Source organism: Geodermatophilus sp. URMC 62, from assembly GCF_052931475.1.
The window spans coordinates 4,947,745-4,969,674 of record NZ_JBRFHY010000001.1 but is presented as its reverse complement, the minus strand read 5'-3'; the positions used below and the strand labels follow the sequence as shown (position 1 = coordinate 4,969,674).

The 21,930-nt window shown below is 73.5% G+C and carries 21 protein-coding genes and 1 pseudogene; 9 read left to right on the top strand and 13 right to left on the bottom strand.

Features of this window, described 5'->3' with window-relative positions; genetic code table 11:
- Window positions 1-47: 47 nt before the first annotated feature.
- The 4 genes from ACU616_RS23845 to ACU616_RS23830 are packed head-to-tail and all read right to left on the bottom strand — an operon-like array spanning window position 48 to window position 3,608.
- Window positions 48-1,121, bottom strand: a complete 1,074-nt coding sequence (locus ACU616_RS23845) for a branched-chain amino acid ABC transporter permease (protein WP_446760887.1) — start codon at window positions 1,119-1,121, stop codon at window positions 48-50.
- Window positions 1,121-2,002: a branched-chain amino acid ABC transporter permease gene (locus ACU616_RS23840; protein WP_446760886.1), complete on the bottom strand. Its 882-nt coding sequence runs from the start codon at window positions 2,000-2,002 to the stop codon at window positions 1,121-1,123. Before ACU616_RS23840 ends, ACU616_RS23845 begins: the two co-directional genes overlap by 1 nt.
- Window positions 1,999-2,748, bottom strand: coding sequence for an ABC transporter ATP-binding protein (locus ACU616_RS23835; protein WP_446760885.1), 750 nt, complete (start codon window positions 2,746-2,748; stop codon window positions 1,999-2,001). The genes ACU616_RS23840 and ACU616_RS23835 overlap by 4 nt, the downstream gene beginning before the upstream one ends.
- Window positions 2,745-3,608: an ABC transporter ATP-binding protein gene (locus tag ACU616_RS23830; RefSeq protein ID WP_446760884.1), complete on the bottom strand. Its 864-nt coding sequence runs from the start codon at window positions 3,606-3,608 to the stop codon at window positions 2,745-2,747. Before ACU616_RS23830 ends, ACU616_RS23835 begins: the two co-directional genes overlap by 4 nt.
- 137 nt (window positions 3,609-3,745) lie before the next feature.
- Between ACU616_RS23830 and ACU616_RS23825 the strand changes: the two genes are divergently transcribed.
- The 5 genes from ACU616_RS23825 (at window position 3,746) to ACU616_RS23805 (ending at window position 7,903) form a co-directional block, all read left to right on the top strand.
- Window positions 3,746-4,663 carry a LysR family transcriptional regulator gene (locus ACU616_RS23825; RefSeq protein ID WP_446760883.1) on the top strand — a complete coding sequence of 306 codons (918 nt, stop codon included), beginning with the start codon at window positions 3,746-3,748 and terminating at the stop codon, window positions 4,661-4,663.
- 61 nt (window positions 4,664-4,724) lie between these two features.
- Window positions 4,725-5,738 carry an amidohydrolase family protein gene (locus ACU616_RS23820; RefSeq protein ID WP_446760882.1) on the top strand — a complete coding sequence of 338 codons (1,014 nt, stop codon included), beginning with the start codon at window positions 4,725-4,727 and terminating at the stop codon, window positions 5,736-5,738.
- Entirely contained in the window at window positions 5,735-6,733 is a 999-nt protein-coding gene (locus ACU616_RS23815) for a cyclase family protein (RefSeq protein ID WP_446760881.1), read from the top strand. Before ACU616_RS23820 ends, ACU616_RS23815 begins: the two co-directional genes overlap by 4 nt.
- Window position 6,734: 1 nt before the next feature.
- Entirely contained in the window at window positions 6,735-7,688 is a 954-nt protein-coding gene (locus ACU616_RS23810; protein ID WP_446760880.1) for a fumarylacetoacetate hydrolase family protein, read from the top strand.
- A 2-nt stretch (window positions 7,689-7,690) separates the two neighbouring features.
- Window positions 7,691-7,903 carry a hypothetical protein gene (locus ACU616_RS23805; protein ID WP_446760879.1) on the top strand — a complete coding sequence of 71 codons (213 nt, stop codon included), beginning with the start codon at window positions 7,691-7,693 and terminating at the stop codon, window positions 7,901-7,903.
- On the opposite strand, the gene ACU616_RS23800 is transcribed toward ACU616_RS23805, so the two are convergent.
- From ACU616_RS23800 to ACU616_RS23765, 8 genes and pseudogenes are all read right to left on the bottom strand, one after another.
- On the bottom strand, window positions 7,893-8,582 hold the full coding sequence (locus ACU616_RS23800) for an alpha/beta fold hydrolase (RefSeq protein ID WP_446760878.1): 690 nt from the start codon (window positions 8,580-8,582) through the stop codon (window positions 7,893-7,895). The genes ACU616_RS23805 and ACU616_RS23800 overlap by 11 nt on opposite strands.
- Complete coding sequence (locus tag ACU616_RS23795; protein WP_446760877.1) at window positions 8,579-9,343, bottom strand: enoyl-CoA hydratase/isomerase family protein; 765 nt, start codon at window positions 9,341-9,343, stop codon at window positions 8,579-8,581. The genes ACU616_RS23800 and ACU616_RS23795 overlap by 4 nt, the downstream gene beginning before the upstream one ends.
- Window positions 9,340-9,831, bottom strand: a complete 492-nt coding sequence (locus ACU616_RS23790; RefSeq protein ID WP_446760876.1) for a nuclear transport factor 2 family protein — start codon at window positions 9,829-9,831, stop codon at window positions 9,340-9,342. Before ACU616_RS23790 ends, ACU616_RS23795 begins: the two co-directional genes overlap by 4 nt.
- Before the next feature lie 10 nt (window positions 9,832-9,841).
- Complete coding sequence (locus ACU616_RS23785) at window positions 9,842-10,963, bottom strand: 3-hydroxyacyl-CoA dehydrogenase NAD-binding domain-containing protein (RefSeq protein WP_446760875.1); 1,122 nt, start codon at window positions 10,961-10,963, stop codon at window positions 9,842-9,844.
- 139 nt (window positions 10,964-11,102) lie between these two features.
- Window positions 11,103-11,228, bottom strand: coding sequence for a hypothetical protein (locus ACU616_RS23780; RefSeq protein ID WP_446760874.1), 126 nt, complete (start codon window positions 11,226-11,228; stop codon window positions 11,103-11,105).
- A 56-nt stretch (window positions 11,229-11,284) separates the two neighbouring features.
- Window positions 11,285-11,416 (bottom strand): annotated as a pseudogene (locus tag ACU616_RS23775) (alpha/beta hydrolase fold domain-containing protein); the annotation flags it as partial.
- A 259-nt stretch (window positions 11,417-11,675) separates the two neighbouring features.
- The gene (locus ACU616_RS23770; RefSeq protein ID WP_446760873.1) at window positions 11,676-12,245 is read right to left on the bottom strand and encodes a MarR family winged helix-turn-helix transcriptional regulator; all 570 of its coding nucleotides are present in this window, start codon (window positions 12,243-12,245) and stop codon (window positions 11,676-11,678) included.
- Between the two features lie 390 nt (window positions 12,246-12,635).
- Window positions 12,636-13,019, bottom strand: a complete 384-nt coding sequence (locus tag ACU616_RS23765; protein ID WP_446760872.1) for a TetR/AcrR family transcriptional regulator — start codon at window positions 13,017-13,019, stop codon at window positions 12,636-12,638.
- 207 nt (window positions 13,020-13,226) lie between these two features.
- Between ACU616_RS23765 and ACU616_RS23760 the strand changes: the two genes are divergently transcribed.
- From ACU616_RS23760 to ACU616_RS23745, 4 genes are all read left to right on the top strand, one after another.
- Window positions 13,227-13,469 (top strand): hypothetical protein, encoded by a 243-nt coding sequence (locus ACU616_RS23760; protein ID WP_446760871.1) that lies wholly within the window; start codon window positions 13,227-13,229, stop codon window positions 13,467-13,469.
- A gap of 395 nt (window positions 13,470-13,864) precedes the next feature.
- Window positions 13,865-14,989 carry a cytochrome P450 gene (locus tag ACU616_RS23755; RefSeq protein ID WP_446760870.1) on the top strand — a complete coding sequence of 375 codons (1,125 nt, stop codon included), beginning with the start codon at window positions 13,865-13,867 and terminating at the stop codon, window positions 14,987-14,989.
- Between the two features lie 511 nt (window positions 14,990-15,500).
- Window positions 15,501-15,908, top strand: a complete 408-nt coding sequence (locus tag ACU616_RS23750) for an IS630 transposase-related protein (protein WP_446759286.1) — start codon at window positions 15,501-15,503, stop codon at window positions 15,906-15,908.
- Window positions 15,884-16,498, top strand: coding sequence for an IS630 family transposase (locus tag ACU616_RS23745; protein ID WP_446761522.1), 615 nt, complete (start codon window positions 15,884-15,886; stop codon window positions 16,496-16,498). Before ACU616_RS23750 ends, ACU616_RS23745 begins: the two co-directional genes overlap by 25 nt.
- Window positions 16,499-16,900: 402 nt before the next feature.
- On the opposite strand, the gene ACU616_RS23740 is transcribed toward ACU616_RS23745, so the two are convergent.
- Window positions 16,901-21,757, bottom strand: coding sequence for an NAD-glutamate dehydrogenase (locus ACU616_RS23740; RefSeq protein WP_446760869.1), 4,857 nt, complete (start codon window positions 21,755-21,757; stop codon window positions 16,901-16,903).
- Window positions 21,758-21,930 lie beyond the last annotated feature (173 nt).

The window sequence follows — 21,930 nt, the reverse complement described above, 5'->3', positions numbered from 1 at the left end:
GGGGACCGGCGGTCGCCGGTCCCTGGTCTGGGGAAGCGGTGCGGGGGTCAGGGAGCGGGGTGCCGGCGGGCGCGGGCGGTCAACCGCGCCAGGAGCCGGCCGGCACCGCCGGCCACCCCCGAGGGGAGGAAGAACAGGACCAGCAGCAGGGCCGCCGCGTAGGCCAGCTGCGACCACTGGCCGGCCACGGTGGCACCGATCTGCTGGCTGATCAGGTCGGGCAGGTAGACGATGAACGCCGCCCCGATCAGCGAGCCGGCCCAGGTCCGCGACCCGCCGACGACGCAGGCCGACAGCAGCGTGAGCGAGAAGAACATCGAGTAGCTGTCGGGCACGGTCGAGGCGAGGACGAGTCCGCCCAGTGCGCCGCCGAGGCCGGCGACGGCGCTGCTGATGCCGAAGACGGTGAGCGTCAGCCGGTTGACGTCCACGCCCTCCGACCGCGCCATCAGCGGGTTGACGCGGAGGGCCTCGATGGCCCGGCCCAGCGGCCCGGTGGTCAGGTTGCGCAGCAGCACCAGGACGACGGCGAGCACGAGGAGCGCCACCAGGAACTGGAACTGCTCCGGCGTCAGGGCCAGACCGCCGGGTGCGGTGATCGGCGACCCGGGGAGCTGCAGGCCGATGGTGCCGCCGGTGAGCTCGTCGAAGCGAGCGAGCAGCAGCGGGAAGATCGCGGCGATCGCGATGGTGAGCAGGCCGAGGTTCATCCCGCGCACCCGCAGCGCGGGCAGGCCGATCAGCCAGCCGGCGACGCCGGAGACGACGACGGCGGCCAGCACGGCGAGGGGCCAGGCCCAGCCGGCCTCCTTCACCAGGATCATCGCGGTGTACGCGCCGAGGCCGTAGAGCGCGCCGTGGCCGGCGCTGATCTGCCCGGCCCGGCCGATGAGCAGGTTGAGGCTGGCCACGGCGATCGCCACGGTCAGCACCCGGGTGGCCTTGAACAGGTCGTAGTCGCTGACCAGGAACGGGACGACCAGGCCGACGGCGAGCACCGCGGTCCAGGCCCAGGTCGCCGGACGCCGCCACATCGGGCGGAGCTCGGGCAACGACGCGGCGGGGGCGGCCGGCCCGGCCGGTGCGCTGGAGCGCGGCGACCCGGAGACGACGGTGGCCATCAGGCGCGCACCGTCGAGGCCCGGCCGAACAGACCCTGCGGACGGACCAGCAGGACCACGAAGATCACGGCGAAGGGCACCACGAGCTGCAGGTCACCTCCGATGCCGGGGACGTACCGGCTGGCGAGGTTGGACAGGACGCCGATCAGCAGGCCGCCGACGACGGCACCGATCCGGCTGGAGAAGCCGCCGAGTGTCGCCGCGGCGAGGGCGAGCAGCAGCGGGCTGGTCATGAGCTCGGGCGACAGGCCCAGCGTGGGGGCGGCGACCAGCCCGGCGACGGCGCCGACCGCCGCGGCCATGCCCCAGCCGACGGCGAGCATCAGCCCGGTGGAGATCCCCAGGAGCTGGGCGGAGCCGGGGTTGTCGGCCACGGCGCGCAGCCGCAGGCCCAGCGGCGTGGCCCGGAACACCAGGCCGCACACCAGCATGGCGACGAGCACCAGGGCCCCGCCGCCGAGGGCCTGGGCGGTGAAGGTGAGCGGGCCGAGGTGGTACACCGCGCCGCCGAAGGGGCTGGGCGCCGCCCGCACGTCGGTACCCCAGACCAGCGCCACCACGGCGTTGGTGCCCAGCAGCAGGGCCGCCGTCACCGTGAGGAGCGCCAGCGGGCTGCTGCCCTCGACCGGGCGGACGAGCAGCCGCTCGACGCCCGCTCCGAAGAGGAAGGCCAGGACGACGAGCAGCGGCACGACCAGCCACCAGGACAGGCCGGCGCTCGACAGCGCGAAGGCCACGAAGGCGGCCAGGGTGGCGAACTCGCCCTGGGCGAAGTTCAGCGTGCCGGTGCCCTGGAACACCAGGGCGATCGCCAGCGCCAGGGCGGCGTACACCAGGCCGGTGGTCAGGCCGGAGACGGTCTGCTGCAGGAACTCGGTCACGAGGCGATCCCCTCGATGCCCTCGGGCGACTCGCCGAGGTAGGCGGCACGGAGGCCGGCGTCGGCCGCCAGGTCCGCCGCCGGTGCGGAGGCGACGACCCTGCCCCGGGCGAGCACGACGCCGCGGTCGGCGACCTTGAGCGAGGCCCGCGCGTTCTGCTCGGCCAGCAGCACCGACAGCGACCACTCCTCGCGGAGCGAGCCGAGGACGGCGAACATGTCCGCCGACGTCAGCGGGGCCAGGCCGAGGGACGGCTCGTCGATGAGCAGCAGCCGGGGCCGGGCCAGCAGTGCCCGGGCGAGCGCCAGCATCTGCTGCTGGCCGCCGGACAGGGCGCCCGCGGGCCGGCGGCGCATCTCGCGCAGCACCGGGAAGGTCGCGTAGATGCGCTCGAGGTCGTCGGCCGTGCGGTCCCTGGTCGCGGCGGCCCGGGAGACGACGCCGAGGCGGATGTTCTCCTCCACCGTCAGCCCGCTGAAGGTGCCCCGGCCCTGGGGGACGTGGCCGAGGCCGGCCCGCGCGATCCGCGCGGCGCCCGTGCGGGTGAGGTCCTGGCCCCCGAGCGTGACGCGGCCGGTGGCCTTCACGGTGCCGGACAGCGCCCGCAGCAGCGTCGTCTTCCCGGCGCCGTTGGCTCCGAGGACGGCGACGATCTCGTTGTCGCCGACGGTCAGGTCGATGCCGTGCAGCACCCGGACCCCGCCGTAGCCGGCGGTCAGCCCGCTCACCTCGAGCAGCGCGCTCATGCCGGATCCCCGGTGGTGGCGTGCAGCCGCTCCGGTGCGGGGGTGTCGTCGACGTGTTCCGCGCCGAGGTAGGCCTCGACCACGCGCGGGTCGGCGCGGACCTCGTCGGGGGTGCCGACGGCGAGCAGCCGGCCCGAGTCGAGGACGACGACGCGGCGGGCGACCGACATGACGAGTGCGACGTCGTGCTCGACCAGCAGCACGGTGGCGTCCGGGCCGGCGTGCGCCTCGACCTCGGCGAGCAGGTCCCGCGCCTCCCCGTCGCCCAGTCCGGCGGCGGGCTCGTCGAGCATCAGCAGGCGCGGTGAGCCCATGAGCGCGCGGGCCACCTCGACCCGGCGCCGGTCGCCGTGCGCCAGGCCCGCCACCGCACGCCCGGCCAGCGACGCGATGCCGAAGCGCTGCAGCAGGTCGAAGGCCAGCCCGAGCGCCTCGCGCTCCTCGCGGCGGCGACGCGGCGTCACCAGCATGGCGTCGAGGACGCCGACCCGGCTGTGCGCGACGGCGCCGAGCGCCACGTTCTGCAGGGCGGACTCCGTGTCGAGCAGCGCCGGCGTCTGGAAGGTGCGGGCGATGCCCAGACGTGCCCGCTGGTGCGGACGCAGGCGGCCGAGGGAGCGCCCGTGGAGAGACAGCTCGCCCTCGTACCGGTACAGCCCACTGACGCAGTTGAACAGCGTGGTCTTGCCGGCGCCGTTGGGCCCGATCACCGCCGACGTGCCGCCGGCGGGGACCTCGAAGTCGACGGCGTCCAGGGCCCGCAGGCCGGCGAAGGACAGCCCGACCCCGCGCGCCGCGAGGGCCGGTGGGGCGGTGGACGGGCCCGTGACGGGCGGTCCGGCCGACATGGCAGAGGTCACAGTGCGGCAAGCTATGCGGTGGCCCAGGCCATACGGAAATGATTCTCCCTGATGTGGTCCATCCGGGGGATGGATGACTCGCGCTAGGGTCGATCGGCTGCCCGCGACGGGGCCGGCGGTCGGAGGAGGCGCGCGTCGTGAACCTCGCCGGGGTGGACCTGAACCTCCTGGTCGCGCTGCGTGCGCTGCTGCAGGAGCAGAACGTCACGCGTGCCGCGCAGGTCGTGGGCCTGAGCCAGCCGGCGATGAGCAACGCGCTCGCCCGGCTGCGCCGCCAGTTCGGCGACGAGCTGCTGGTGCGCGAGGGCCGGCGGCTGACCCTGACCCCGGTCGCCCGCGAGCTGCAGCACGCGGTCGAGCCCGCACTCGGCATGGTCGAGCGGGTGCTGCGCCTGCAGGCGTCCTTCGACCCGGCCACCGCCGCGCAGACGTTCCGGATCGCGGCGAGCGACTACGGGATGACGTTGCTGGGCGGGCCGTTGCGCGATCTGGACCGGGTCGCCCCCGGCGTCGTCGTGGACCTGGTGCAGGTCGACCACGGCTTCGTGCGCGACACGGAGACGGTCATGCGCCGCACCGACCTGCTCCTCGCCCCGCGGGCGTTCCTCAGCGGCCACCCCGCCGAGCCGCTGTCGAGCGAGCCGTGGGTGGCGGTCGTGGACGCGCACGCCGGCCCTCGGGGGGACGTCCTCGAGGAGACCGACCTCGCCGGGCGGTCCCTCGTCGGGCTCTTCCACGACCTCGGCTCGGGGGCGCACATCGAGCGGCTGCTCACCGTCCGGGGGATCAGCGCCACCGGCACCGTGAACGCCGAGTCCTTCTCCGTCGTGCCGGCCCTCGTCGAGGGGACCGACCGGATCGGGTTCCTGCCGGAGGGGCTGGCGCGCCGGCTGCAGCGGGGGTTCGGGGTGCGCGTCCTGACGGTGCCCTTCCTGCCGGAGCCGCTCGTGGAGTGCCTCTACTGGCACCGCTCGGCGCAGCGGGACCCCGCCCACTCGTGGTTGCGCCGGTTCCTCCTCGACGCCCGGCGTCCGGGAGATCCATCCGTGGGGTGAATGGCCGGGCATGCGGAATCCGCGGTTCCGGTCAGCCCGTCGAGGACCGATGCTGACTGCCGTGCCACCGCCGTCACACGTGCCCGCCATCGACGTCCACGCGCACGTCGCCGTCCCCGCCGTCGACGCCCTGCTGGAGGGCCGGCCCGGCCTGGCCCAGCAGCGCGCGGTCGACGCCGCCACGCTGGGGCCGGAGTCGCTGGCCCACAACCTGCGGCACATCGCCGACCTGGCTCCCCGGCTGACCGATCCGGACCTGCGGCTGGCCGCGATGGGCGCCGCCCGGGTGGACCTGCAGGCCGTGTCCGCCACCCCGCTACCGCACGCCTGGGCCGACCGTGACCTCGCCGAGCGGATCGTGGCCGCCACCAACGAGGGCGTGGCCGAGGCCTGCGCGAAGGCACCGGACAGGCTGCTGCCGATCGGGACGGTGTCGCTGCAGCACCCCGACCTCGCCGTGGCGCAGCTGCAGACGGCGGTGCGCGACCTCGGCGTGCGCGGGGTGCAGATCTCCACCGCGGCCGGTCCGGGGCGCGAGCTCGACGATCCCTCGCTGGCCGACTTCTGGGCCGCCGCCGAGGAGCTCGACACCGCCGTGCTCATCCACCCCTGGGGCTGCACGCTGGGCGAGCGCCTGAACGCCTACTACCTGTTCAACTCCGTGGGCAACCCGACCGAGACGGCGCTGGCGCTGTCGCGGGTCGTCTTCTCCGGCCTGCTCGAGCGGCACCCGGGCCTGCGGATCTGGTCGGCGCACGGCGGCGGCTACCTGCCCAGCTACGTGACCCGCGCCGACCACGCCTGGGCCGCCCGCGCCGACGCGCGCACGACCGAGGCGCCGCCGTCGGCGCTGCTGCGCCGCACCTGGGTGGACTCCCTCGTCTACACCCGCGAGCAGCTGCGCCACCTGGTCTCGGTCATGGGCGCGGGCCAGGTGACCCTCGGCAGCGACTACCCCTTCGACATGGGCGTCGAGGACCCCGTCGACCGCCTCGAGGCGGCCGGCTTCGACGCCGCCACCACCGACGCCATCCGCGGCGGCAACGCCGCCCGACTCCTGGGACTGGACACGTGAACGGCTACGACATCACCGCCGAGTTCGGCGAGGACCCGGAGGCCGCGATCGCCGACTCGGCGAAGCGCTTCGGCAACTGGAACCGGTGGGGTGCCGACGACGCGCTCGGCACGGTCAACCACCTCGACGCCGCCACCCGTGCCGCCGCCGCCGCGCTGGTCCGTCGTGGCGACTCCTTCAGCCTCTCGCTGCCCTTCGACACCGACGGTCCCCAGTTCGGCTGGAAGCGCCGGGTCAACCCGGTGCACACGATGACCTCCACCGGCATGGAGACCGCCGCGCAGATGGGGCTGCCGCACGGCCTCTCCGTCGCCGACGACGTCGTCTTCATGCCGCTGCAGTGCTCGACGCAGTGGGACGGCCTCGGGCACGTCTTCGACCACGGCGTGGCGTGGAACGGCCGGGTCGCCCGCGAGGTGGTGACGGGTGAGGGCGACCAGGTCACCGGCATCGAGAACCTGGCCGCTCCGGTCGTCGGCCGCGGCGTGCTGCTCGACGTCGGCCGGGCCCTCGGCGAGGACGGCGAGCTGCCCGACGGCTGCCCCATCACCAGCGCCGACCTGCAGGACACGATCCGCCGGCAGGGCGAGAGCTCGCAGGTCCGCCGCGGCGACATCGTCCTCGTGCGCACCGGTCAGCTCACCCGCGTCCGCCGACGGCTGGCCGCCGGCGAGGGCTGGGGCGGCTACGCCGGCGGGCCGGCGCCCGGCCTGTCGTTCGAGACGGCCGGCTGGCTGCACGCCACCGAGATCGCCGCCGTCGCCACCGACACCTGGGGCGTGGAGGTCCGGCCCAACGAGTGGCCCGGCGCCATGCAGCCGCTGCACCAGGTCGCCCTGCCGCACATCGGCCTGCTGCTCGGGGAGATGTGGGACCTCGACGCCCTGGCCGCCGACTGCGCCACCGACGGGGTCTACGAGTTCTTCCTCTCCGCGCAGCCGCTGCCCTTCACCCACGCCGTGGGCTCCCCGGTCAACCCCGTGGCGGTGAAGTGACGTGCGGCTGACCACCCTGCTCACCGCGGACGGGCCGCGCGTCGGCGTGCTGGACGGCGCCATGACCGACGGCGTCGTCCGGCTGCTCGACGCCGGCCCGACGCTGCTCGACGTCGTCCGCGGCGGCGAGGAGGCGCTGGCCGCCGCCGCCCGGCAGGCCGCCCGCTCCGCCGAGGCCGTCGAGGTCGGGCGGGCCTCCTTCGGCCCGCTCCTCGACCCGCCGAGCGTGCGCGACTTCCTCACCTACGAGGCCCACCTCGCCGAGCTCACCGGGGCGCCGCCGCCCGACGAGTGGTACGAGATGCCGCTGTTCTACTTCTCCAACCCGGCCTCGATCGTCGCCCCCTACGGTGACGTGCGGATGCCGCCGTACGTCACCCAGTACGACTACGAGCTCGAGGTGGGCGTCGTCGTCGGGCGGGCCGGGTCGGACCTGACGCCGGAGCAGGCCGCCGGGCACATCCTGGGCTACACGCTGTTCAACGACTGGTCGGCCCGCGACCTGCAGGTGCACGAGTTCCGGTTCCCGATGGGCCCGTCGAAGTCCAAGGACGCCGCCACCACCCTCGGGCCCTGGCTGGTGACCGCCGACGAGGTCGCCGACCGCGTCGAGGACGGCCGGCTGGCGCTGCGCACCGAGGTCCGGCTCAACGGCGAGCGCGTCGGCGGCGACGTCACCTCCCACATGGCCTGGTCCTTCGCCGAGCTCGTCGCGCACGCCTCCCGGGGCACCGTCGTGCGGCCCGGCGACGTCCTTGGGTCGGGCACCTGCGGCACCGGCTGCCTCGCCGAGATCAGGCGGACGCGACCGGACACCGCCCCGGACTGGTTGCGGGTCGGCGACGTCGTCCGCATGGAGGTCGAGGAGCTCGGGGTCATCGAGAACCGCATCGTCCCGGGCCCCGACCCGCTGCCGGTCCCGCGCGGCCGGCGCCGGATCGGGGCAGGGACCTGAGCGTGCAGCTCCAGGACGCCGTCACCGTGGTCACCGGTGGCGGCATCGGCGCTGCGCTCGCCGCGCAGCGGGTCGCTGACGAGATCGGCGGCACCACTGCCGTCGTCCACGAGGCCGCCGTCGCTGCCCTCGTGGACCGGATGCTGACCGAGCCGGTGCTCCCGATCGCGGGAGACCTCCGGGAGATCCCGGTGCCGGAGGCGGTCAGCCCGTAGCCAGGGCGCGCACCCGGCCGACGACGAGGTCCGCGACCTCGGCCGGCCGGGTGGCCTGCGGGCTGTGGCCGCACGGCCACTCCACCACCCGGGTCGCGCGGGCGGCCATCGCCCGCTGCCGGTCGGGGTGCACGACCTCGTCCTCGGTGCAGACGGCGTACGTCGAGGGCACCGTCCGCCAGGCGATCGCGTCCGGCACGCCGCGCAGGACAGCCCGGTGGACAGGCCGCAGCCGGGCGGTCGCCGCGACGGCGACGTCCACCGGCGCGTCGCCGTAGAGCAGGCGCGGACCGAGCACCGGGTCGAGGTCCACCGCGTCCCCGGACACCAGCAGGGCCTCACCCAGCCGGGTGTCGGGCAGGTCGCCGACCCGCGTCCGGCTCACCGACTCGCCCTCCTCCAGTTGGAACGCGGCGATGTACAGCAGCTCGCGGACCAGCGGATGGATGCCGGCGGCCGTGATCACGGCGCCGCCGTAGGAGTGTGCGACCAGCACGGCCGGCCGGCCGAGGGCGTCCAGGGCGTCGCGCGTCGCCGCGACGTCGGCGGCGAGGTCGGTGAGCGGCAGCTCGACGGCGACGCTGTCCACGCCGCGCCCGGTGAGTTCCCCGCGCACGGCGTCCCAGCACCACGCGCCGTGCCAGAGGCCGTGCACGAGCACGACCGCCGGGGCGGTCACCTCCACCGGGGCGCGCGCTTCTCGGCGAACGCCGTCCGTCCCTCGACGTGGTCGGGGTGTGCGGCCGCCTCGCCCTGGTGGCGGGCCTCGATCGCCAGCGCCGCCTCGAAGGACACCTCACCCACCGCCCGGAACTGGCGCTTGGTGAGCGCGAGCGCGAGGGCGGGGCCGGAGGCGAGCTCGCGGGCGAGCTCGTGCGCCCGGTCGGCGAGCGCGTCGGCCGGGAGGACCTCGTCGAGCAGCCCGAGTTCCAGCGCCTCGGCCGCGCGGACCGTGCGGCCGGTGGCCGCCAGCCGGAACGCCCGGGTGTAGCCCAGCTCGCGGACGAGGTACCAGGAGGCGGCGGTGTCGGGCACGAGACCGACCTTCGAGAACGCGCACGAGAAGGACGCGGTGTCCGACGCCAGCCGCTGGTCGCAGGCCAGCCCGAGCCCGAACCCGGCGCCGACGGCGAGACCGTTGACCGCCGCGACGACCGGCTTCGGCATGCCGGCGATCGCCTGCGCGATCGGGTTGTAGGAGCCGGCGACGGTCTCGTCGGCGTGCTCGAGCTCCTCGACGGCGGCGAGGTCCTGCCCCACGCAGAAGGCCCGCCCGGTGCCGGTGAGCACCACGGCGCGGACACCCGTGTCGGCGGCGACCTCGCGCAGCGCGCCGACCAGCTCCCAGCGGGTGGCCCAGTCCAGGGCGTTCAGCTTGTCCGGCCGGGCGAGCGTGACGGTCGCGACCGCGCCGTCCCGGGTGGTCTCGACGGCGCTCACGCGGTGCCTCCTGGTCCGTGCTGCTCGGCGTCGGGGTGGATCGTGCTGCGCTCGGCGCCGGGCAGCGAGTAGCCGCGGTCGGCGTAGGGGAAGCCGTCGAGCTCCGTGGTCTCCGGGCGCAACTGGTAGTAGCTGCGGATCTCCCGGATCAGCCCGTCCTGGCCGGTGAACCACTCGGCGCCGCGGGTGGCGACGCGCTCGGTCGCGCCCTCGGGCAGCCACCACATCGTCCACTCGATGACCGCCTGCTCCGGGGTGGCGCAGATGCTGTCGACCACCCAGCGCGCCTGCAGCATGCGCGCCACCTTCCGCCAGTAGCGGGCCAGGTGCTCGGCGCCCTCGACCGGCGCCGACCCCGTGTTGGGGGCGAGGAACCAGTGCACCACCTCGGGGTGCAGCGTCTGCAGCATCAGGTCGACGTCGCCGGCGCTGCAGCCGTCGTAGTAGCGGCTGATCAGTGCGGTCCAGGTCGCGGTGGGGTCGCTCACGCCCGTCCTCTCAGTAGCTGTGGAAGCCGGCGCCGGTCTTGCGGCCGAGCCGCCCGGCGGCGAGCAGGTCGGTCAGGGCGGCGGCGGGGCGGATGCGCGGGTCGTCCTCGACGGCGGCCATCGACGCCAGCGCGGCCACCGTGACGTCGACGCCGATGAGGTCGACCAGCGCCAGCGGCCCCATGGGGTGCCCGGCGCCGGTGCGCAGGAGCTCGTCGACCTCCTCGGCGGGCGTGCCCTGCTCGTGCAGCCGCACCGCGTCGTTGAGGAACGGGATCAGCAGCCGGTTGACGACGAACCCACGGGAGTCCGCGCACGTGACCGGCGTCTTGCCGAGGTCGCGGACCCAGGCGCTCGCCGTGGTCCACAGCCCTGCGGCGTCCGGCACGTCGTCGGGGACGACGACCTCCACGAGCCTCATCACCTGGGCGGGGTTGAAGAAGTGCAGGGCCAGCAACGGCCGGCCGGAGGTCACCGACGGGCGCAGGTCGCCGACGCGGAAGGACGAGGTGTTGGTCGCCAGCGGCAGCGACGGCGGCAGGGCGGCGTCGACCGCCCCGAGGACGGCGGCCTTGACGGCGAGGTCCTCGGCGACCGCCTCGACGACGACGTCGGAGCCGGCCAGGCCGGCCGCGTCGTGCGTCACCGACACCCGGCCGAACACCTCGGCGCGGGCGGCCTCGTCGAGCCGGCCGCGGGAGACGGCGCGGTCGAGGCTCCTCCCCAGCGCGCCGAGCAGCCGGGCGCCCGACGCCTCCGAGCGGGACAGCACCCGGACCGGCCGGCCGCTGCGGGCGACCGCCTCGACGATGCCGCCCGCCATGTGCCCGGTGCCCAGGACACCGACCGGGCCGGTCCAGCCGCCGCCGGCAGGCGCGGCCGTCGGGTCGGACGCCGGCGCCTCCGGGAACAGCTCCGGCAGGCCGAGGCTGCTGCGCCGGCCGGGACCGAGGGACGCCAGGACCTCGAACGGGCCGGCGGGGTGCCCGGCGCCCAGGCGCATCGCGGTGTCGATGTCGGCCGGTGAGGCGGTTCCCCGCCCCGCGAGCAGGACGGCGTCCCGCAGGAGGCCGGAGAGCACCTCGAGCGCGGCCGCGGACGGGGGAGCGGCCACGGCGGCGGGCGACGTCACGCAGGACCTCCGGAGAACGGCGCGCCGGGTCCCTGGTGACCGGCGCCACTGCGGTGCCGAGTCTGGTCAGGACGCGGGAGGAGCGGAAATGGCTCCTGCCCATGCGCAGCCATCCGTGACGCCGATGACCGCGGGCCCCTCACGCGAGGTGCTCGGTCAGGTGACCGTGCACGAGTTCCGCGGGCTCCCGCACCGCGGCCTCGTCCTGCTCCTTCGAGCTCTGGGGGAAGCCGTGGTCGACCCCGGCGGTGCAGTGGTAGGACACCGGGACGCCCTGCTCCGCGCCTTCTCGACGAAGCGCTCGTCCTGGGGGCGGATGGAGTCCTGCTCGGCGGTCACCACGAGCAGGGGCGGGAGGGCTGCAATCTCCTCCTCGCCCAGCAGCGGGGACGCCAGCGGTTCCGCGCGGCGCGCGGCGTCGGTGACGTAGTGCCCGTGGAGGAGCCGGACCAGGCGGGGACGGGTCGGGACCAGGACGGCCTCCGCTGCGGCGACGTCCCGGCCGGGAGCGACAGGGACGGCGGCCTGACCAGGCGGGTGGCGACCGTGGAGGGGAACCGGGCGAACAGGGCGTCGGCGAGCCGGGTCGGGACGGAGGTCGTGGCGGTGTGCCTCTCTGCGGGAGTCGTGGCGGGTCGCTTCGGTGGACGCGCCGTCGGGGGCGTCCCCGTGGAGCCTCGACGGCTCCCACGCAGGACCTGGAGGTCCCCCCTCACATCACGGTCGACCGCTCGTCTCGCGGTGCACCAGCCTGTCCGGGCAGTACGACCAGCGGGTCTGCGGGTGCGGACTCCTCGTCGTAGCGGTTGTAGGTCGCGGCCATGACCCCCGAGGGGTCCAGCCTGGCCAGGAGGGCGTCCCCGATCGCCGCGAGCTGGTCGAGCTGTTCGTCGGTGAGGGCGTCGACGACGTGGTGGCGCACCGTGGCGACGTGGCCGGGCGCCGCCTGCTGCACCTTCGCCCATCCCGCCTCGGTGAGCCGGGCGTTGGTGGCCCGACGGTCCTCGGGACAGGCGGAGCGCTCCACGAGGCCGCGGCCCTCGAGGCGGGTCACCACGTGCGAGAGCCGCGGGAGCGTGGCGGCGGTCCGCCGTGCCACCTCGGTCATGCGGAGGGTTCGACCGGGTGTCTCGGACAGCATCGCCAGGACGTGGTACTCGAACTCGTTGACGTCGGCGTCGCGACGGATCTGCGCGTCCAACGTGGTGGGGAGCAGCTCGAGCACCGCCCGGAGGCGGGTCCAGGCACGCAGCTGCCGCCGGTCCAGCCAGGGAGCGTCCACGGCCACCTCCTCGGGCGAGGAACGTGCGACAGCGACCACTCTGACACAGAAGTGGTTGTCGCTACAACGTCCTCGCGGGCGCTGGCCCGGCCGCCGGGTACCCCGACGCCGAGGGTGACGACCTGGAGGAGATCGTCGAGCGGGCCTGCTGTCGCTGACGGACACCGTCGCCCCGGCCCACGCCCCGCCGCACGGCTGACATCCCGTTACGCCGCGTCCCGTGGCGGAAGCGGCCGGCCGGTCCCGCCCTGTGCCCCTCGCCCCCCTCCCGCCGGAGGCGGGGGCCGTGCTCGGGTCACGTGGCCCTCGGTGCGCACCACCGCCGTGGGGTGCACCGGTGGCGCTGCAGCAGCTCGGCGGGCCCCAGCCCGATGCGACGCCGGGGGAGTGTCATCGTGAGGGCTGCCCCGGGCGGTCGTCGGGCGCGGCGATGCAGGCCAGGTCCTGTGCGGTCGGCGCCGGCGCCGGCATCGGCGTGGGGGAGTCCCGGTGCGCGGACAGTCCGTCCCGGAGGAGCGTCGCGTGGCGCTCGCGGGCCCCGGGGTTGCCGGGTGCACCGATCCGGCTGGTCAGGGCGTGGCCCGCTGCGGTGAGGACCTGGGTCGGGCCGCGGTCGTTCGCCATCCGGTGGACGCTCCACAGGACGAGGTCGCACAGGCCCGTCCAGGGGTCGGGAACGGCGAGCGCCTCCTCCAGGCGTGCGCCGACCAGGGCGATCCCCTCCTCGAAGAGGGCGTCGACCAGGTCCGACCGCTCGGGGAACCGGCGGTACACCCGTGGCCACGCCGACGCCGGCCACCCGGGCGATCTCCTCAGAAGCCGGCGCTGCCTTCGTCGCCGTCGAGCTCCGGGTCGCCCACCCGCTGCTGCCGATGCGGGTGGTCACCGACCGCACCCGCGGTAGGGGCCTCCCTCGCGATCGGTCCGGTCGGTGCCGGCCTCTTCGGCGTCTTCCTCTTCCTGACCTACTCCACGTCCACCGTGCTCGGCTTCGAGCCGCTGCCCACCGGCCTGGCGTTCCTGCTGACGATCTTCTCGCTGACGGTGTCCGCGCAGGTCGCGCCGAGCGTCGTCGGCCGGATCGGCGTGGAGGTGCCCGTCACCCTCGGCTTCGCCGTGGCGGCGGCCGGACTGCTGCTGTTCACCCGGCTCGACGTCGACAGCGGCTGCTGGACGGGGTGGTGCCGGGTCTGGTGGTCGTCGGCCTCGGGATCGGCTTCGTGATGGCGCCGGCGTATTCCGCCGCCACGCTCGGCGTCCGCGCCGAGGATGCCGGCGTCGCCTCGGCCTCGCGCACTGACGCGGCCGCGGACGGGGGCGCTCACCGGCCGGTGGGCGCCCGTCGTCGTCGCGGCGATCGGGAGCGTCGGGACACGGTGCGGAACGGAACGGCGTCCGCGTGTCAGAAGCCGGCCGCACCGCGCCGGACTCCGTCAGCGGGCCTGCAGCGGCTCGGCCACCTCGACGGGCGGTCCAGGGGACGGGGTCCGGCACCGTAAACAAACGGTTGCCTTTTCCGTCATCCTGGCTAGCCTCGCGACATGACGGAGCACGCGGATCCCAGCGCTCGAAGCCGGCCCACCGACTGGAGCCCGAAGGAAGCCGGTGGAGGCCGCTCCGTGCGGCGTCTCGCCGAGTACCAGCGCCTGCGCGAGGAGTGTCCGGTCGCCTGGTCCGACGAGCACGGCGGCTACTGGTCGCTGACCCGCTATGCCGACGTCCGCGAGGCGGCCCGCCAGCCGCGCACCTTCGCCTCCGGGGCGCCGATCATCGCGTGGCCCGACTTCGACAACCAGATCCCCATCTCGCTCAACCCGCCCGAGCACGCCACGTACCGTCGGCTGCTCAACCGGTACGTCTCGAAGGACGCCATGGCGCGCCTGGAGCCGACGATCCGGGGATTCGTCGTCGAGGACCTCGGTCCCCTGCTCGAAGCGGGCGAGGGCGACATCGTCACCGGTCTGTGCCAGCCGTTGCCGGCACGGGCCCTCGCCGCCCTGCTCAACCTGCCCGACTCCACCCACGTCGAGTTCGTCGAGCAGTTCCGCGGCTTCGAGCGCGTGGGCTGGGACCCGGAGAAGATCAACGCCGTGATCGGGCAGATGTTCGAGTCCGCCGTGTCGGAGGTCGTCGCGGAGCGGCGGGCCCGGCCACTGGACCCGGAGACCGACATGCTCAGCGGTGTCCTGGCGGCGGAGATCGACGGTCAGCCGCTGAGCGAGGAGAAGGTCGTCCACATCGGCGTCCAGATGTTCGTGGCGGGACACGCCACAACCGCCGACGCCCTCGCCACGACGATGTACCGGCTGGCGACCAACCCGGACATCCAGGCGGAGCTACGTCGACACCCGGAGAAGATCCCGACCGCGGTCGAGGAGTTCCTCCGCATCGAGACCCCGCTGCAGTCGATCGCCCGCACGGCCGTGCACGACGTCGAACTGCACGATCGCACGATCCGGGCCGGCGACCGCGTGGCGCTCCACTACGCGGCGGCCGACCTCGATCCCGAGGCCTTCGAGCACCCGAGCGCCTGCATCATCGACAGGTCACCGAACCCCCACATGGCGTTCGGCGCCGGCGCCCACCTGTGCTACGGAGCACCCCTGGCCCGCCTGGAGATGCGGCTGGCGATGGAGGAGATCCTGGCCCGGACCTCGGAGATCCGCCTCGCGGGAGCGGGCACGGAGACCTCCGGGCTCATGCGCGGGTTCACCAGTCTGCCCCTGCGGTTCTCGGCGCCCTGAGTCACTCGCCGGGCTGTCGGCGGCCCGAGACGGGAGTCGTTCCGGATCTGGCACGCGGGACGCCCCTCCTGCGGAGTCGGACGGAGTCGGGTCAACGCGTCCCTCGGGTGCAACGCCGACAGGGCAGGTCGCCGTGATCTGGGGAGGACTGCGCACGCCAGTGTCGGCGTCCTGTAGGCGCGGGCTCGACGATGGAGTCCCGCTTGCTGACCCTGCGGAGCTCGAGGTCGGTGACGTGACCGTTTCGACAGGCGGTGAAGCGGCGGATCTGGGCGGCTGCCGGCGGTGGCAGGCATGGTCCGTGCGTCGAGGATCAGACAGCGCAGCTCGGCGAACAGGGGCTCGATCCGATTGAGCCAGCAGCCGCGGTGGGGGAGATCGATCTCGACGTGGTACGCCGCTACCCGTGCGCCGACCGCGAGTGGGTACGGAGGCCAGGGGCGGGCGTCCTTCTCACAGCGGTGTGCTGATTGGTTGACGGTGCGTCGGCAAGGGAGTAGCCCGGATCGGCATGCGGGCGTACTCGATGGATCTGCGTGAGCGGGTGGTAGCCGCGGTTGACGGCGGGATGACGCAGGAACAGGCCGCGGTGGTGTTCGGGCTGTCGGTGCGCAGCGTGGAGCGGTATCTGGCCCGCCGGCGGGCCACTGGCAGCCTGGCGCCGGATCAGCAGCGGCATGGACCGGTGCCGGAGAAGAAGGCGCGGCTGCAGGCGTGGCTACCCGATCGCCTGCAGGTCGTGGCCGATGCCACGCTGGCCGAGCACGCCGCGGCATTCAACGCCGCCACCGGGATGACCGTGTCGCTGGCGACGATGTCGCGGGCCATCGCCGACCTGCCCGCTGACGATCCGGCGCAGGCAGTGACCCCCTCGGGGCGTCGGCGGCGGCCGGGCTGGCCGCTGAAGTCAAAAGTCTGAGCGCCACCGAGCGCGACGAGACCGCGCGCACCCGGTGGCGCACCGACCTGGCCACGATCGACCCGACCCAGTTGGTGTTCGTCGATGAGTGCGGCACGCACACCTCGATGACCCGCCGTCGCGCCCGCGCGCCCCGCGGCAGCCGCGTCCGCGGCGCAGTGCCTCGCAACCGCGGGTCGGTGACCACGCTGATCGCTGGGCTGTCATGGGCCGGGATGACTGCGGCGATGACGGTGGAGGGCGGCACCGACACCGCGGTGTTCGCCACCTACCTGCAGCACTTCCTGCTGCCCGCGCTGCACCCGGGCCAGGTCGTGGTGGTGGACAACGTCGGGGCGCACAAGCCCGACCGGATCCGCGCGCTGGTCGAGGCCGCCGGCTGCCGGCTGGTGTTCCTACCCGCCTACTCACCGGACCTGTCCCCGGTTGAGGAAGCGTTCAGCAAACTCAAAATCCTCATCCGGGCGGCCGCCGCCCGCACCCGGGCGGCGCTGGACGCCGCGATCGCCACCGCGCTGGAGGCGATCACGGCCGCCGATGCCGCCGGCTGGTTCGCCCACGCCGGCTACCCCATCCGACAAGCCACCTGAAAACCGCTGTCACGCGTGATCGCGATCCGCACCTCGGCGTGGTGGCGCGAGGCCGGGTAGCGGCAGGAGGCCGGGAACCGGGTGCGGCCCTTGCGGCGGGTGACGTGGGCACGGAAGTTCTCCAGGTACGGCGCCCAGAGACGTTGTTGACGCCCGGCGCGGCGGCTTGATCACGTCCGCAGCGGCAGTCTGCGAACCGTGCGGACGGCCGATGCGTCTCGACGGTGGTGTTCGCGAGCCCCATCCCTCGGCACACCCGTGACCGGCTCCCGATCGTCCGCGAGGAGTCCGCCAGGAGGATGGGTGTCGACCTCCTCGAGGTCGTGGAGTCCGACCGATCCTCGCCCATCCGCGGATACCCGAGGTCTCTGACGCAGCATGTCCGGGCCGGCAGCGGGACGCTCAGGGCTCAGCCGCTTCGGACCGACCCGACACCAGTCCGCGTACCTCGCGCAGCGCCACGCAGAGCGTGGCGAGGTCCGCGCGGTCGTCGGCGGCGATGTCACGGAGGATCCCGAGAAAGCGGCCGACCGCCGGTTGATGGTGGAGGAACCCCGACTGGATCAGTTCGTCGCAGTTCCGCCCTGGGCTACCGGCCCGCAACACCTCGGCGGTCAGCGAGGCACGGACGGCGTCGAGATCGTCGCGCAGCCCGAGACGAGCCAGCGCCTGCCAGCGGTCATCTCGCGGCAGCTTCATGATCCGCTCGCGCAGCCAGTCGAGTCGCAGGTGGTACCCGAGAGCGAGGTGGACAGTGGCCACCTGCTCCCAGTCGTGACCGGTCGCGTGCGCCAGGTCGATGACGTCCAGAGCGGAGAAGAGCGCCGGCAGCGCCGCCACGCGCGCGGCGAGCGCCTCCGGAACCCCGTCCGCGGCGAACCGTGTGACCGCGCGGCTGTACGCCTCGTTCGCCTCCGCCGAGGCGGCGAGCAGACGCGGCATCTCACCGACCAGCAGCGGGACCGCCGGCCCGAAATGGTCGACGGCGCCCCGGACGTCCAACGGTTGACGACGACTGCGCAGCAGCCAGCGACTCGCGCGTTCGGCGAGCGTCTGCACCTCGAGTGTGAGCCGGGTCCGGACGTCCATGGAGACGTCGGCCAGTGACTCGATCCGGGCCTGGAGCTCCGTCAGCCCGAAGATCTCCCAGGCGGCGATGTGCGCGCGGGCGATGTGAGGGACCAGGAGCCCGCCCCCCTCGGCCAGGCGGAACGCATACGTACTACCGGCGCGGTTGACCAGCGCGTTCGTCACGCAGGTCGCGATGATCTCACGACGCAGGGGGTGCGTCGGCAGCCGGTCGGCGTACCGCTGCCGGATGGCGCTCGGGAAGTAGTTCACCAGCTCGGCGGACAGGAAGGGGTCGTCCGGGAGATCGGAGGCGAGCACCTCGTCATAGATCCAGAGCTTCGAATAGGCCTGCAGGACCGCTAGCTCGGGCAGGACCAAGCCGCCGCTTGCCGAGGTGCGCTCGGCCAGTTCTTCGTCCGTCGGCAGGAATTCGAGCGCCCGGTTGAGCCGCCCACCCCGCTCGAGCGCGCCCAGGTAGCGGACGTGCACGTCGAGCATGGCGTTCGCCTGCGCTCGGGCGTGGTCCAGCGCGCGCGTCTGTGCGGCGTTGTCGGAGAGCACGAGCTCGGCCACCTCGTCGGTCATCTCCACGAGGAGGGCGTCGCGCTGTTTGCCCGTGAGGTCGCCGTCGGCGGACACGCGGTCGAGGAGGACCTTGATGTTGACCTCGTGGTCGGAGCAGTCCACGCCGGCGGAGTTGTCGATGGCGTCGGTGTTGATCCGGCCGCCCCTGAGTGCGAACTCGACCCGGCCCCGCTGCGTGAAGCCGAGGTTGCCGCCCTCACCGACGACCCGGCAGCGCAGCTGGCCGGCGTCGATGCGGACTGGGTCGTTCCCCTTGTCCCCCACCTCGGCGTGGGTCTCCGCCGTCGCCTTGACGTAGGTGCCGACGCCGCCGTTCCACAGCAGGTCGACCGGGGCCCTGAGGACGGCGCGGATCAGCTCGTCCGGGGTGAGGATCTCCTCCGGGACGTCCAGCCGGGCCCGGATCTCCGGGGTGAGCGTGATCGTCTTCGCCGTGCGTGGGAACACCCCGCCCCCGGCCGAGACGAGCGAGGCGTCGTAGTCAGCCCAGCTGGAACCAGGGAGGCCGAACAGCCGGGTGCGCTCGGCGTAGCTCGCTGCCGGGTCCGGATCGGGGTCGAGGAAGACGTGCCGGTGGTCGAAAGCGGCCACCAGGCGGATGTGCTCGGAGAGCAGCATCCCGTTGCCGAAGACGTCGCCCGACATGTCCCCGATGCCGGCGACCGTGATGTCCTCGTCCTGCACGTCGACGCCGAGGTCGCGGAAGTGGCGCTGGACGGAGATCCAGGCTCCGCGCGCCGTAATGCCCATGGCCTTGTGGTCATATCCGGCCGAGCCGCCCGACGCGAAGGCGTCGCCCAGCCAGAACCCGTACTCGTGGGAGATGGCGTTGGCGATGTCGGAGAACGTCGCGGTGCCCTTGTCGGCAGCTACGACCAGGTAGGCGTCGTCCCCGTCGTGACGCACGACGCGCTCAGGTGGGACGACCCGGCTGCCCGCGAGGTTGTCGGTCACGTCGAGGAGTCCCCGGATGAACGCCGAGTAGCAGGCGACCACCTCGGCCGGCAGCGCGCCCCGGTCCGTGGGCGGGTTCTTCACGACGAAGCCCCCCTTGGCGCCGACCGGCACGATGACGGCGTTCTTCACCATCTGGGCCTTCATCAGCCCGAGCACCTCGGTCCGGAAGTCCTCCGGCCGGTCAGACCAGCGGAGGCCGCCGCGGGCGACCGAGCCGCCGCGCAGGTGGACGCCCTCGACGCGGGGCGAGTAGACGAAGACCTCGAACGCCGGCCGCGGCAGGGGCAGGTCGGGGATCTGCCCCGAGGCGAGCTTGATCGCGAGCCACGGTTTGGCCTCCCCGTCCGGCGCCAGCTGGAAGTAGTTGGTCCGCAGCGTCGCCTGCACGACCCGCAGCAGGGCGCGCAGGATCCGGTCCTCGTTGAGGCTGGTGACGGCATCGAGCCCGGCCTCGAAGTCCTTGAGGACCTGCTGGGCCCCCAGATCGCGGTCCTCTGCCAGATCGGGGTCCAGCCGGACGCGGAAGAGCTCGTAGAGGCGGTGGGCCAGCTCAGGATTGTTGGCGAGCGTCGCCACGGTGTAGTCCAGGGCGAACGCGGCTCCGACCTGCCTGAGGTACTTCGCGTAGGCGCGTACGACGGCCACCTCGCGCCCCCGCAGCCCGGCGCGGAGCACCAGCCGGTTGAGCCCGTCGTCTTCCAGTTCGCCGTGCCACACCATGGCGAACGCCTCCTGGAAGCGCTCGCGCATCCCGTCGGCGTCGAGGTCGGGAAGGTGCTCGTGGCGCAGCCCGAAGTCGTAGATCCATACCGGGTCGGTACCGGTCGGCCGCACCTCGTACGGATGCTCGTCGACGACGTGGACACCCATGTTCTCCAGGAGCGGCAGGACATCGGAGAGCGTGACGGACTGGCCGTGGCGGAAGAGCTTGAACCGCAGCGTGCCCGGCGCGGCCTCCAGCGGCCGGTGCAGGTGCATCACGAGGTCGTCGCCACCCCCCAGCCCCTCGATCCGCCCGATGTCGACGACGGCCGCGGCAGCGGAGGTGTCGTGCTGATAGGCCAAGGGGAACGCGTCGGCGTAGCGGTCGCGTAGGGCGACCCCACGTTCCTCGCCGACCTGGTCGACCAGTGCGTCGTACAGGTCGTCGGTCCACGAGCGCATCGCCGCCACGAGGCGGGCTTCGATCTCACCGACGTCGTACTCCGGCACCGCGCCGGGCCTGGTCTGGACGGTGATGTGCAGCCGCGCCAGGACCGATTCGCTCACCTGTATCGCGTACTGCGTGCTCTCCCCGTGGAAGGCCCCCCGCAGGATGCCTTCGATACGGGTGCGGAGCGCGGTGGTGAGCCGGTCGCGTGGCAGGTACACGAGACAGGAGATGAAGCGGCCGAACACGTCACGCCGGACGAGGAGACGCAGCCGCTGACGGTCCTGGATGTCGAGGATGGCCGTAGCCGCCTCGTACAGCTCCTCGGCGTCGACCTGGAACAACTCCTCGCGGGGGTGGTTCTCGAGGATGTTGAGCAGCATGCGCGCGTCGTAACGGTCGAGCGGGTGTCCGGCACGTTCGAGGACCGCCTGCACCTTGCGGCGGAGGACGGGAATGTCCCGTGGTGACTGCCGGTAGACCGAGCTCGCCATGAGGCCGAGGAACCGCCGTTCACCGACGACGTCACCTTCTGGCCCGAGCGACTTGACGCCGATGTAGTCCAGGTGGTCGGGCTTGTGGACGGTCGACCGCGAGTTCGCCTTGGTGAGGTTGAGCAACCGAGGCTCGCGTGCCTTCTGCCGGACCTCGGGCGGCAGCTTCGCGAAGCTGTGCGAGACCGATCGGCTCCGGCTGTCGCGCAGCAGCCCGAGCCCCGTCTCCGGGACGGCGTGCAGCGCGTCCTCGTCGCCCTCTCGACCCAGCTCGTACTCCCGGTAACCGAGGAATGTGAAGTGGTCGTCGGCGAGCCACCGCAGCAAAGCGGCCGCCTCCTTCCGGTCCTGCTCGTGGAAGATCGACGCTCCGCTCTCCACGGCCTCGGCCACGGCCAGCGCCTGCGCCCGCATGGCCGACCAGTCCTCGACCGCGGCACGCACGTCGCCGAGGACACGGAGGAGGTCCCGGCCCAGTTCGTCCAGCACTCTGGCGTCGGTCTGCCGGTCGACCTCCAGGTGTACGAACGCCTCGGCCGTCGCCACCGACGCCACCGACCCCGCATCGTGTCGGTCGAGGATGTCGACGAGCCGCCCGTCGTCGTGGCGCACCCAGAGGACGGGGCGCACGGTGAGATGCAGGCCGAGGCCGCGCCGGAGGACCTCCGCCGTCACCGAGTCGACGACGAAGGGCATGTCGTCGGTCACGATGTCGACGACAGTGTGCGGCGAGCCGAATCCGTGCTCCTCGAGATCCGGCGAGTACACCCGCACCGCGGGCACACCGGGCGACCGGTCCAGGGCGATGGCCAGGTGCGACATCGCGACGCCGTACAGGTCGTGCACGCGCCGGGCCGCGAGATCGTCGCGGGAGACGTGCCGGTAGTACTGCTCGACGAACGTCCGGAACAGCCGCTCCTGCTCCGGGGTCAGCCGCTCCTGGGCGTACCGCCGGATCTCGTCGATGCTCTCGGCCGGGTCGCGGGACGGGATGGTGGGCAAGGCAACCCCCTCGTGGCCACGCCCCAGCTTGCTCTTCCCGGAGGCGCGCGCCAAGGCGAACGGAGCCCGCCGACCTCGGCGAACCTGCCCGGATCACGGGGACGCGCACCACGGACGGTGCGAGTCGAGCTCGTCGGAGGCCGAGGGCACCACCAGGTGCACGCTGCCGCGAT